Raw genomic sequence first — 14,528 nt, 5'->3', positions numbered from 1 at the left:
CGATTTTAAACATAATTGAGCGAAATATGGAATTATTGAGCTATCTTTAAAATAAATGAGCGAAACCTGACCATTATTGAGCGAATAGAATTTTAATTGAGCGTTCAGAGGGCGAATTGAGCGAAAAGCATCTCTTATGAGCAAAATCATCTTTAATTAAGCAATTTAAACCCTGATTGAGCCAATTATACAAGCCTAAGCTAGCAACTACTTTAAATTCATAAGATCTGTCATCAACCAAATAAAATTTCTACTTTTAATCATTTTATCTTACATAGCATTCCACACACTTCACCAAACCCCTTGCTAGCACTACAGTATCTACTAAGCTACTTTTTCTAAAAAAGACTATCCGCAACAGCCACTAAGTGACTTGTCGGACAGCCTTTTTCCATAATTCCTATTTATTTAACTCTCTGATTAAATAATCACCTGACACCCAGCCAACTGTTCCATTTGATAGTTTAACCTTATACCAACCGCCATTAGTGATTGGATTTTCACCTGAATCCACCACAAGCTCGACATATTGATGATTTGGCAATGATCCCACTTTAGCAGCTGCCGTACTTGCGGATGCCCGTACATTCAGGGTACTCGATCCACTGACACTCACACGAGCTAAGTTTTTAACAGTCATATACTGATTATATTTGCTTAAGCTGACCGTATTTGTATAATATTTTTTGCCTTTATAGCTGACTGTCAACCAGTAATCATTCCATTTTTCCACTAGGTTAAAGGTTTCACCTTTCTGGATTGTGGCTGCTACAGCCGCAGAGCTGATTGTCTCATTTTTAAGACTGATAGCTGAATTGGCAACAGCAATTGTACCTGTCGGAAATACATCCTTGCCAATTGGATAACTTGGCTTGGCTGGTACTGTCGTATTTGCACTTTGGCTGACTGCCCCTTCCTGACTATAAGCTAAAATCTCGGACATATGGTTGGCAATCTTACTTCCCCAATTGGAATCACTGGCATAGTAAAAGTTCATTCCTTTACTTAAATCCTCAACCCGATTTCCATTAGTATTTTTAATGGTGTAACCAAGTGTTGGACCCTTGTACTTCCAGTTAGACGGATTTAAATAGGTGGCTTTCATTTCCTGTGCAATAAAGAAAATATTCTCATCTATAGTAGTAAATTTAACAGAACCTACAAATGGAGCAAGATCATAGGATCCAAAACCAAACAAATTATTTTTTCCCATAGAAATAGTTGATTTACCAAAATCACTTTCATGAATCGCATGTGCTGCTAAATACAGGGCATTCACACCATATTTGTTAGCTGCAGTGATAAACACCGATCCTTTATTATAGAGGACACTGTTACTGGACGTTGCATTCTTCGCAATATAAGCATTGATTTGGGCAGCCGTAACAGAGGATTTCGTGCGTAAATCCAAATGTATATAGGAATTCTTATTGTTTTCATAAGAGTTCATTTTATCGTAGTTCGCTTTTGTAATTAAGTAATCGCCTGATACATAGCCTGTTACTCCATCATACGTTATCCGATACCATCCCTCACTGGTTTTATAGGTTGATTTTACTTGTGTGTATTCAGGGATTAAACCGATTTTAGTAGATGATGTCGTATCAGAAGCACGGATATTCAAATCAGCAACCGGAAAATAGATTGTTTCAGTAATAGTCGAACCGCTCGGAGTGTTGCTTGAGGTACTACTATATGCAACCAAATAAGTGCCGCTAACCCAACCAGTTTGACCATTATAGCTCACTTTATACCAATCTCCTGATTTTGCTGTGGCCGTCACAATTGTATTTACAGGAATGGTGCTCAATTTTTCTCCGGAAGTGGACGCTGTCTTTCGTAAATTCAGATTGGCCGTCGTCTTAAACTTTTTAGCTATAATTGACGTGTCTGTTGATGATACCATTTTCGAGAATTTAGCAATGTTGATATAACCCGTTTTCCCTCTATACGTTGTTTTATACCAATCCCCAATTCTATAAGTGGTTGTTATTTTGACTCCCTTAGGAATAGCAACCAATGTTCCATGTTTCTCCCCGGCAAAGGAATATAAATACGTCGCTTCTTTTGCCGTATAGCTAGTACTTGTAACCTTAGCTGCAGACACCTTACTTACAGACCCGGATTTAATGAAATAATTCTTCCCTTTATAGGAAACTCGATACCAGGTTTCTCCTATACTATTAACTACCTTTTGAGTAGATGTAAATATATTATTCTTTGGTATAGAATGAACCGCAGCTTTTTTTGTATTCGCAGCGCTATACAAGGAGCTTGTCGCATTCGTCTTATAGTAAGTGGTACTTGTAGTCGTAGTTTGATTGTATTCTTTTATATACGAACTGCTTACCCAGCCTGTTTTACCACTATAAGAGACCTTATACCATGAGCCTGATTTTGCCGTAGCCGTGATTATTTTATTCTTTGGTATAGTAAGGAGTCGAGTGCCACTTGTTGATGCTTTTGACCTCATGTTTAAATTTGCTGTCGTTTTAAATTTAGTCGACTTAATCGAAACAGAGGCAGAGGAACTCGTTTTTTTAGTGATTTTAATATATTTTGAGCTTACATATCCTGTTTTCGTTCCATATTTTACTTTATACCAGCTGCCGCTCTTTGATAGATACGAGACCGTTTTCCCTTTTGGGATGGTCGTTAAGATGGCTGCACTGGTTGAAGCTGTTTTGCGTAAATTCAAATTAGCTTTCGTTGTGTATACTGATGTACTTGTTTGAGAAACGGCTTTTAAATAACTAGAACTGACATATCCCGTTTTTGTTCCATATTTTACTTTATACCAGCTGCCACTTTTCGATATGTATGTAACTTGTTTCCCTTTTGGAATCGTTGTAAGTATTGATGCAGTTTTACTTGCGGACTTTCGCAAGTTTAAATTAGCTGTTGTCTTATAATATGTCTCCGCAGCTGCTTCTACTTTTACCTCCCAAAAACGATCCTTCAATCCAATTTCAGGTCCAAAAATCAGACCAGTAGATAGAAGAACGGATGTTGCCATAACTCTAATTGGTTGCCTATAGCTTTTATTCATTGAACTCTCCCTTTATAGTAAATAAGACGCTGGACTAAACTATTATTTAGATATACATATTTATTCTCTTATAAGCACATATCCCCCCTTTAATAGAATTACGAATAATAGAGCGGTTTTCTATGGGTAAACACTGAAAAAAATAAAATTATCAATCATTTTTTGTAATAAAGCATACTTTTCCATCGTTATTTCATTATTTTTCCATAATAATTTTGTCTGATTACAAACAAAAAAGAGATTGTTGATTTAATCAACAACCTCTTTTCTTCATTCTATTTATTTAACTCTCTTACCAAATAAGAACTTGATGCCCATCCAACTTTTCCGTTAGGCAGTTTAACCTTATACCAACCGCCACTAGTAACTGGATTATTGCTTGAGTCTACCACAAGCTCGACATATTGGTGATTCGATAATGATCCTACTTTAGCAGCTGCCGTACTAGCGGATGCGCGGACATTCAAGGTACTCGTACCACCGACACTTACACGGGCTAAATTTTTAACACTCATATACTTATTATATGTGCTTAGGCTAACCGTATTTGTATAATATGTTTTGCCTTTATAACTAACTTTCAACCAGTAATCATTCCATTTTTCGAGTAGATTAAAGGTCTCACGCTTCTTAATTGTGGCGGCTACAGTCGCTGAGCTGCTTTTTGAGTTTCTTAGACTAATAGAAGAATTAGCAACAGCAATCGTACCGGTCGGGAATACATCCTTTCCGCTTGGATAGCTTGGTTTGGCTGGCATCGTCATATTTGGACGTTGACTGACAGCTCCTTCCTTGCTATAAGCCAATATATTCGCCATATGGGTGGCAATCCTTTTTCCCCAATCAGAATCACTCGCATAGTAAAAGTTCATTCCTTTACTTAAATCAGTGATTCGATTTCCATTAGCGTCCTTAATCGTATAACCAAGCGTTGCACCCTTATACTTCCAGTTGGATGGATTTAAAAAGGTGGCTTTCATTTCCTGTGCAATAAAGGCAATATTTTCTTCAATAGAAGAAAATTTGACGGAGCCTACAAATGGCGTACTATCGTAGGATCCAAAACCAAACAAATTATTTTTCGCTAATGCGATTGTAGCTTTTCCATAGTTACTTTCATGAATCGCATATGCTGCTAAATAGAGGGCGTTCACACCATATTTGTTAGCTGCAGTGATAAACACCGATCCTTTATTATAGAGGACACTGTTACTGGACGTTGCATTCTTAGCAATATAAGCATTAATTTGCGCTGCTGTCACAGATGATTTTGTACGTAAATCCATATGTATATAGGAATTCTTATTATTTTCATAAGAGTTCATTTTATCATAATTCGCTTTTGTAATTAGGTAATCTCCTGAGACATAGCCTGTTACTCCACCATATGTAACCTGATACCAGCCCTTGCTAGTTTTATAGGTAGATTTCACTTGAGTATATTTAGGGATTGAACCTACTTTAGCCGATGTTGTAGAATCGGAGGCACGAATATTCAACTTAGCAATCGGCAAGTATATGTTTTCAGTAACACCAGAATCGCTCGGGTTGCTGCTGCTAGTATTGTTGCTGGAACTACTATACGCAGCCAAATACGTACCGCTTACCCAGCCGGTTTTACCATTGTAGCTCACTTTATACCAATCTCCCGATTTTGCAGTAGCAGTGACAATCGTATTTTTAGGTATTGTGTCTAATTTCTCTCCGGAAGTAGATGCTGTCTTTCTTAAATTCAGATTGGCCGTAGTCTTAAACATTGTAGCCGTAATAGTCGTGCTTGATGAGGTTACCGTTTTCGAGAAGTTAGTCATATTGATATACCCTGTTTTTCCACCATACGTTGTTTTATACCAATCTCCAATGCGATAACTGGTTATTATTTTGGCTCCCTTTGGAATAGAAACCAAAGTTCCGTGTTTTTCCCCAGCAAATGAATATAAGTAAGTATTTTGGTTTGCCGTATAGGAGGTACTTGTAACATTTGCTGCAGATACCTTACTTACTGATCCAGCTTTAATATAATAATTTCTCCCTTTAAAAGAAACTCGATACCAGGTTTCTCCTATACTATTGACTATTCTTTGGGTAGAAGAAAATATATTATTCGTAGGAATCGAATAAACAGCTGCTTTATTTGTATTGGCATCACTATACAGGGAGCTTGTCGTATTCGTCTTATAGTAGGCAGTACTTGTCGCAGTAGTTTGATTGTACTCCTTTATATACGAGCCGCTGACCCAACCGGTCTGACCGCTATAAGAGACCTTATACCACGAGCCGGATTTCGCTGTGGCTGTAATAACTTTATTCTTCGGTATAGTTAAGATCCGACTACTGCTCGTTGTAGCTTTGGACCTCATGTTTAAATAGGATGTAGTTTTATATTTAGTCGACTTAATCGTTGTTGACGAAGACGTAGATCCACTTGTTTTGTTCGTAACTTTTATATAGCTAGAACTGACATAACCGGTTTTTGTTCCGTATTTCACCTTATACCAACTGCCGCTCTTCGATAGATACGAGACTGTTTTCCCCCTTGGGATGGTCGTTAAAATTACCGAACGGGTTGAAGCTGTTTTGCGTAAATTCAAATTGGCTGTCGTTGTATATACGGATGTACTTGTTGACTGAGCGGTCGAACTCGATACAATCTTCAGATAGCTGGAGCTGACATAACCTGTCTTCGATTCATATTTAACCTTATACCAGCTTCCATTTTTAGATATATATGTGACTTGTTTTCCTTTTGGAATGGTTGTAATTATTGATGCAGTCTTACTTGCGGACTTTCGCAAGTTCAAATTGGCTGTCGTCTTATAATATGTTCCAGCAGTTGCTTCAACTTTAGTACCCGTAAAACTCTCGTTGGGTTCAAGAGCAGGTCCAAAAATCAAACCAGTAGATAGAAGAACGGATGTTGCCATAACCTTAAGCGGTTGATAATTCCTATTATTCATTGCAATAAAATCTCCCTCTTTAGTAAATAAGACACCGAACTAAATTACTATTTTGATATAAAATAATTTTCTTATATAGTTTTAAAATTATCAAATAATTTGCTAGATACATAAATAATCACGCTTGTTTATATTATGTTTAAATAATATAACAAGCGTGATTATTCTTTTTCACTTATACATTCAAAGTTAAATTTTCTCTATCCAATAGTGTATTTAATAAAAAAAGAGGTCGTTGATCATGTCAACAACCTCTTATCCAAAACCTTATTTATTTAATTCTCTTGCTAAATAAGAACCTGATGCCCAGCCAACTGTGCCATTAGATAACTTAACCTTATACCATCCGCTACTAGTGATTGGATTATTGCTTGAATCTACCACAAGTTCGACATATTGATGATTTTTTAAAGTTCCCACTGTAGCAGCCGTCGTATTAGCTGATGCACGAACATTCAACGTGCTGGCACCATTGACACGTGCTAAATTTTTCACAGTCATATGCGTATTATATGTGCTCAGACTAACCGTATTTGTATAATACGTTTTGCCTTTATAACTGACTGTTAGCCAATAATCATTCCATTTTTCGAGCAGATTAAAGGTCTCACCCTTTTTAATCTTTGCCACCACAGTCGCTGAGCTGCTTTTCGAGCTTCTAAGACCAATTTCTTTATTGGCAACAGCGATTGTACCTGTCGGGAATACATCCTTGCCGGTTGGATAGCTTGGTTTAGCTGGTACCGCTGTATTTGGACTTTGGTTGACTGCCCCTTCATTGCCATAAGCAAGGATGTTGGACATATGTTTGGCAATCTTATTTCCCCAATCAGAATCACTGGCATAGTAAAAGTTCATTCCTTTACTTAAATCAGTGATACGATTTCCATTAGCGTCCTTAATTGTATATCCAAGTGTCGCCCCCTTGTACTTCCAGTTAGATGGATTTAAATAGGTGGCTTTCATTTCTTGTGCAATAAAGGCAATATTCTCTTCAATAGAAGCAAATTTAACAGAGCCCACAAATGGCGTAATGTCATAGGATCCAAAACCAAACAAGTTATTTTTTGCTAACGCAATTGTAGATTTCCCATAGTTACTTTCATGAATGGCATGGGCCGCTAAATACAGAGCATTCACACCATATTTATTAGCTGCTGAAATAAATGCCTCCCCTTTATTATAGAGAACGCTATTAGCAGAAGTTGCAAACTTTGCAATATATGCATTAATTTGTGCAGCCGTCACAGAGGATTTTGTACGTAAATCCATATGCATATAGGAATTCTTATTAGATTCATAAGAGTTCATTTTATCGTAATTCGCTTTTGTAATTAAATACTCTCCCGATACAAAACCTGTTACTCCACCATATGTCACTCGGTACCAGCCCTTGCTAGTTTTATAGGTAGATTTCACCTGCGTATATTTAGGGATTGAACCAACTTTAGCTGATGAAGTTGAATCGGAAGCACGGATATTCAATTCACCGATTGGCAAATATGTTGTTTCAGTTATAACAGAACCGCTCGGTAAATTTGTTTGATCACCGGTGTTATTATTACCGGGGTTACTCGTATACTTTGTCAAATATGCACCACTTACCCAGCCCTCATGGCCATTGTAGGTAACTTGATACCAATCACCTGATTGTGCTGTGGCTTTGACAACCGTATTAACAGGTACTGTGTCCAGTATTCCACCGGTTGTAGAAGGTGTCTCACGTAAATTTACATTAGCCGTTGTTTTAAACTCCGTAGCCGTAAAAGACGGTGTCGTTGAAGTGACTGTTTTTGTGAATTTGGTCAAATCAATGTAACCTGTTTTTCCGCCATAGGATGTTTTATACCAATCACCAATTCTATAATCAGTGGTTATTTTAGCTCCCTCTGGAATTGTAACCAAAGTTCCGTGCGATGCTCCAGCAAAGGAATACAAGTAAGTATTTTCTTTTGCCGTATAAGAAGTACTCGTAACGTTCTCCGCTGTCACCTTACTTACTGAACCAGATTGAATATAATAGTTATTTCCTTTATAGGAAACTCGATACCAGGTTTCTCCTATACTATTCACGACCTGTTGGGTAGAAGTGAACACATTATTCTGTGGTATAGAATAAACAGCTGCCTTATTTGTATTAGGAGCACTATACAAGGAGCTTGCAGCCTTTGTATTATAGTAAGTTGTGCTTGTCGTCGTAGTTTGATTGTATTCTTGTAAATACGAGCCGCTTACCCAACCGGTCTGGCCACTGTAAGAGACCTTGTACCAGGAGCCTGATTTTGCAGTAGCTGTGACAACAGTATTCGCAGGGATTGTATTTAATTTCGCACTGGAATCGGAAGCTGTCTTACGTAAAATCAAATTAGCCGTAACCTTATATTTCGTTGCCTTAATCGAAGTTTCAGTTGAAGTAACCGTTTTTGAGAATTTAGCTAAATTAACATAACCCGTTTTCCCATTATAGGTAGTTTTATACCAATCTCCGATTTTATAATTGGTAGTTATTTTAGTTCCTTTTGGAATAGTAACCAAAGTTCCATGTGTTTCTCCTGCAAAAGAATATAAATATGTCTTTTCTTTTGCCGTATAGGAAGTGCTTGTAATCTTGGCTGCTGTCACCTTACTTACTGATCCGGATTGAATATAATAGTTTTTCCCTTTATAAGAAACTCGGTACCAGGTTTCTCCTATACTGTTCACGACCTGTTGCGTAGAAGTGAATACATTATTTTTTGGAATGGAATAAGCAGCTTTTTTATTTGTATTAGGAGCACTATACAAGGAGCTTGCAGCTTTCGTATTATAGTAAGTTGTACTTGTCGTCGTAGTTTGATTGTATTCCTTTAAATATGATCCGCTTACCCAGCCGGTCTTACCACTGTAGGACACCTTGTACCAAGAACCTGATTTTGCAGTAGCTGTGACAACTTTATTCTTTGGTATAGTGAGAATCCGTGTACCGCTCGTTGATGCTTTGGATCTCATGTTTAATTTATCTGTTGTTTTGTATTTAGTTGCCTTCATCGTAGCAGATGTAGATGTAGACGTTGAGGAACTTGTTTTTTTAGTAACTTTTATATATTTGGAGCTAACATATCCTGTTTTTGATGCATATTTAACCTTATACCAGCTTCCACTTTTAGATATATACGTGACTGTTTTCCCTTTTGGAATGGTCAATAACGTGGCTGAACTAGTTGAAGCTTTTTCCCTCAAACGCAACTTGTCCGTTGTTGTATATACAGAAGTATTTGTCGTAGATGCAGGAGATGATACAGTTGAACTCGTCACTTTTTTCAAATACTTAGAGCTGACAAATCCGGTTTTTGTTCCGTATTTCACCTTATACCAGCTTCCACTTTTAGATATGTAAGTGACCTTCTTTCCTTTTGGTATTGTTGTGATTTTTTGCGCCTTTGCACTAGCCGACTTTCTCATATTCAAATTGTCAGTCGTTTTATAATATACATCAGCCGCTTCAACTACTTGAATACCCGTAATACTAGCTGCTGGTCCAATACCGCTTCCCAAAACCAAGCCAGTAGATAAAAGAACGGATGTTGCCATGACCTTGAATGGCAGCGTTTTTCTTTTATTCATAAAAATCTCCTTTTCAAATGAATACCGGACATAAATATTATTCTAATATATTAATATTTAATTTTATGAATCGATATTAATAATTTATATATTTGAATCACGTAGTATTTTATTATTTTAAACTAATATTTCTGTGCATTTAAATGGTCTTTTAATGGTAATTTACATCAAGCTGATATACCTCTAAAATCCTGTTAATGGCAACATTGAAACATAGCAGTCTTCAACCTTGTATCTACAAATAAAGAAAGAAGACAACTGAACAGCTCAGTTGTCTTCTTTTGTTGCTTATTTACTTATATCTAAATCAATTGAAATACTAGCTTTAGAAACCAAGCCGGTCTTACCATTTAAATACTTGACCTTATACATATTGTTTGTAATTAATGGCTTTTTCGTTTTATTGTCCAAGATTAATTCAATATATTGATAATCTTTCGTACTGTGAGCGAGATTTAATACTGTCATATGTTCATTATATTTATCTAAACTTACCGCTTTTGTATAAAATGTTTTACCGCCATATTTCAACGTCAACCTAGAATCATTTCGTTTTTCCAGGAGGTTGAAGGTTTTTCCTTTTTTGATTGGTGCAGCGACTATTTTTAAATCTTCATCGGCATAAACTTTAATATCGGCATTTGCCACCGCTTTTGTACCTGGCGGAAAAGTGTCTTTTCCGTTTGGCGTTGCTGGTTTCCCTAAAACTTTTTCATTTGGTAATTGGTTTTTCGCCCCTTCTTTGTCGTAGGCAAGGATCCCGGACATATGTCTGGAAATTCCCACTCCCCACTCGGAGTCACTCGCATAGTAAAAATTCATCCCTTTACTCATGCTATCTACTCTGTCACCATTAATGTCTTTCACGCTATAACCAAGATAGGCGTCATTGTACTTCCAGTTTCCTTCGTTTAAATAGGTTGCCTTCAGCTCTTGAGCAATATAGTAGATATTTTCGTCTACAGTTGAAAATCGGTACGCACCTACATACGGAGCCAAATCAAATGCACCAAAGCCAAATAAATTATTTTTAGCCTTTGAAATGACAGAAGTTCCATAAGCACTTTCATGAATGGCATGGGCTGCCAGATACAAAGCTTTTACACCATTTTTATCTGCTGCATCAATAATAACTTGGCCTTTTTTAGTCAAAACACTCTTCCTACCGTTAACACCCTTATCAATATAAGTATCGATTTGCTTAGCTGTCACCGATGACTTAGTTCGCAAATCCATAAATAAATAGTTTTTTTTATTTTTCTCCAGCTCGTTAACCCTGTCCATTTCCTTTTGAGTTATTAAATTCGCTGAAGATATATATCCTTTTAGGCCATTATACGTTATTTCATACCACCCTTTTTTCGTACGATATGTGCTGCTCAGCTCTTTTCCTTCAGGAATTTCTACTCCTATATCCTTGCCATTTTCCTTAGCAACAAAATCAGATTCATAGAATTTAGAACCTTTTGCTGCTCTATAATTGACCTTTGTAATCACCTTACCTTCCGGCCGGTCAGAATCAGGGACAGGCTCTGGTGTTGGAATTTTTGCTGGCGTCGTATATTTAGCAAATTTACTGATATCGATATAGCCTGTCTTCCCTTTATAGGTCACCTTATACCAGTTGCCCACGCGATAATTACTTTTCACGATAGTATTTTTATTTACAGTCAGCAGACTGCCATGGGTGGCTCCTGTGGACTTATATAAGAAAGTATTCACCTTTGCCTGATAGCTTGTTTCAGTCACTTTTGCAGGAGTTACCTTATTAACTAAGCTGGAAATAATATAATAATTCTTGCCTTTGTAAGATACTCGATACCAGCTTTCCCCTTTGCTATTTACGATTCTTTGGGTAGATGTAAATACATTATTAGTAGGTATCGAGTATACCTTTGCTTTTTTGGTATCTGGTTTGGAATGTAACGAACTTGGTTTTTTAGTAGATAAATAGGCTGTCTTCGTTGTTGTATATTGATAGTATTCCTTCATATAGGAGCCGCTGACCCAGCCGGTCTTTGATCCATACTTCACCTTATACCAGCTGCCATTCTTTTCGGCTGAAGACAGAATTTTGTTCTTTGGAATGGTAACTAGGACTCTTCCCTTTGTTGAATAGGTGGAGCGCATATTCAATTTGGCTGTTGTTTTAAATTTGGTTGCTGCTATCTTTGTTGTTTTGACTGTTTTTGTGGTTTTTGTAGTTGTCTTTTTAATATATTTAGAACTTACATAACCGGTGTTGGATTTGTAGCTTACTTTATACCAGCTACCTGATTTCGATTTATAGGTAACCGTTTTGCCTTTCGGTATAGTGAGCAGAACCTTTCCTTTAGTAGATGGGCTCTTCCTCAAATTTACATTGGCGGTTGTTTGATAAGTTGTTTTCGATGTGACATTTGATAACGATTTGGCTACTGATGAAGATGAATTTGTTGCCTTAATCAAATATTTTTTGCTGACATACCCGGTTTTAGTACCATATTTAACCTTGTACCAGTCCCCAGTTTTAGAAATGTACGCAACTTGCTTTCCTTTAGGAATGGTAGTTACAATAGATTTTTTTGTACTCGCTCCGCTTCTCAAATTCAACTTGTCTGTTGTTTTATAATAGGTTGCTGCAGCTGCCTCCACTTGAGTGCCGCCTATCCCTGTAGTTTCTTTAACCGGTTCCCCCGCTGTAAATCCTGCAGATAAAAGAAGCATAGTACTAACAACAATGGCCGAGATTCTATTTCGCTTATCCAATAGGACATCCCCCTTTATTTTGCATATTTCATATAAAACAGTTCAAATGACATCTTGTTATTCAATTTTCTATTTTCAAAATTACTAACAATCTATGTATCGGTCATTGTTGTGCCTATATTAGGGTTTTGGTTAAAATTGTGTAACAAACTCACATGAAGAATATCATCCTATGAGTTAATGAGTCTTTATTTAATCCATGTTCAGTCTAGAAACTAATAAAAAAACGTAAATTTCTCAGCCTAACTTACATACCAAAGATGTTAGGATGAAAAAATCACGTTCATGTTGGATAGCTGTATTTATTTCCTTATGAAGGATTAGGCCTGACAGTTTTGTTTGGATCCTTAAGGAAGGTTCCAATTTTCGCTTCTATTTTGAATTTTGGCTTTTTCTATTGTTAATAGGGTAAATGCTCTTGAAGTGTTATAAAACGTAGGAGTGAGATGTATACTATATGCATAAGATGTCATCTCATGTTGAAGGTTCGTGTAATCAGCAGTAAAGCTCTTTTGTCTTTTGTAGATAAATGTAGTGCAGGTTGTGGTAGTTATTTTTCCTTATGGCAAAAATTGTAATACAAATACCCAATAATTTCAAAATAAAAAATAAACAACTTTCGCTTGTAGAGTTCGCTCAATTTAGTATATTTCCGATCAATTAGCATGATATTCGCTCAATAATGGATTTAATTGCGCAATTAGCATAATATCCGCTCAATTAAAATGCGTTTCGCTCAATTATTTCATTTTCCGCTCAATCCTTAGCCAAATTCGCTCGATTATTCCTAAATTCGCTCATTTATCTCAGAATTCGCTCAAAACTTCTCAAAAAATCCAAAATCCAATCATATCGAAATCCTTCTCTTCTTCAAAATAGGCTAATTTTTCTTTTCCCTGACTTATTCACTAAATTTGAAGACAAAGAACGTAAATTTGTCCATTTTAAAAACCACGCCCCCCCCGCCTCCATCAAACAACCCGTAATATAGCTAAAGGTTCCCAAATCGTTCATAAAAGCAGTGCACCTTATTTGTTATACTTAATAAGATGTAATTTACATATTTATCTAAAGGGAAGGGCGAGTCAGTTGATTATTAAAGAACGAGAGATCCCATTAACAATTCTGAAGCTTGAGGCTTTATTAAGAAGAATACCCGAACAGCATCATAAACGTCCTGAGATAGAAAAGGATTTAGCAAGGCGAAGAGCTGGATTAAGAGGCGAGGAGTCCCTTGATTATTATTTAAAGGAATTAGAGGATGAATCTTATTCTATTTTTCACGATATTCGCTTGCCGCTTAACAACCACTACTTTCAAATCGACACATTACTTTTATCCAATCATTTCGCTCTTATCATTGAAGTCAAAAACATCTCAGGAACACTTCATTTTGACCATACATTCAACCAATTAATCCGAACTAATGTAGATGGAAAAGAGGAAGGATTTCCAGATCCTTTTTCGCAAGTGGACCAACAAAGCCGCCATCTACAAAAATGGTTCCAACAACAAAAGCTGCCAATCATTCCAGTAGAAACTCTAATTATCATCGCTAATCCCTCCACAATAATAAAAACTAGCCACTCAACTCACTATCAAAAACTTTGCCACTCAGTTAAATTAGTTCAAAAAATTAATTGGATAGAAAACAAGTATAATAATGAAGTTATTTCAACAAAAGTCAGAAGAAAACTACATAGAACTCTGCTCAAAACACATATTCCTTTAGATATAGACATACTAAAGAAATTCAATATAGTTCAAGAAGAGATCATCACTGGTATTATCTGCTCAAGTTGTTCCTATAACCCCGTACAGCATATTCACGGAAAGTGGCAATGTCCTAAATGTAAATCCACTTCAAAAAACATTCACATTCAAGCCCTTCAAGAATATTTCCTCCTTATACAGCCCTCCATTACTAATCAGCAATTCAGAAATTTCACCCAAATAAATTCTCGTCATATTGCTAATCGTTTACTTACCTCTATTGGTTTACAGCAGAGCGGATCTACAAAAGGTCGTATCTATCATTTTATTCCAAAGTAAAACACTAAGAATATATTCTTTTTTTCTGCATACATATGGTGAGTATGTATACTTTAGATAATCATTATCAGCCAAAAATCTATTAAAACCACTACAAACTCATTTATTATGGTATATTT

The 14,528-nt window shown here is 36.4% G+C and carries 5 protein-coding genes; 1 reads left to right on the top strand and 4 read right to left on the bottom strand.

Annotated elements, in window-relative coordinates; genetic code table 11:
• Positions 1-400: 400 nt before the first annotated feature.
• From AC4BHA_RS10795 to AC4BHA_RS10780, 4 genes are all read right to left on the bottom strand, one after another.
• Positions 401-3,049, bottom strand: a complete 2,649-nt coding sequence (locus AC4BHA_RS10795) for an SH3 domain-containing protein (RefSeq protein ID WP_490558584.1) — start codon at positions 3,047-3,049, stop codon at positions 401-403.
• A gap of 275 nt (positions 3,050-3,324) precedes the next feature.
• Positions 3,325-6,006, bottom strand: a complete 2,682-nt coding sequence (locus AC4BHA_RS10790; RefSeq protein WP_490558583.1) for an SH3 domain-containing protein — start codon at positions 6,004-6,006, stop codon at positions 3,325-3,327.
• Positions 6,007-6,273: 267 nt separating this feature from the next.
• The gene (locus AC4BHA_RS10785) at positions 6,274-9,609 is read right to left on the bottom strand and encodes an SH3 domain-containing protein (protein WP_490558582.1); all 3,336 of its coding nucleotides are present in this window, start codon (positions 9,607-9,609) and stop codon (positions 6,274-6,276) included.
• Between the two features lie 288 nt (positions 9,610-9,897).
• A complete protein-coding gene (locus AC4BHA_RS10780; protein WP_490558581.1) occupies positions 9,898-12,357 on the bottom strand; it encodes an SH3 domain-containing protein in 2,460 nt (819 codons plus the stop codon).
• A gap of 1,089 nt (positions 12,358-13,446) precedes the next feature.
• Here AC4BHA_RS10780 and AC4BHA_RS10775 point away from each other — a divergent pair.
• A complete protein-coding gene (locus AC4BHA_RS10775; protein WP_490558580.1) occupies positions 13,447-14,409 on the top strand; it encodes a nuclease-related domain-containing protein in 963 nt (320 codons plus the stop codon).
• Positions 14,410-14,528: the final 119 nt, after the last annotated feature.

It is taken from the genome of Pradoshia sp. Z3_51 (assembly GCF_058215915.1).
This window is presented reverse-complemented; position numbering and strand designations above follow the sequence as displayed.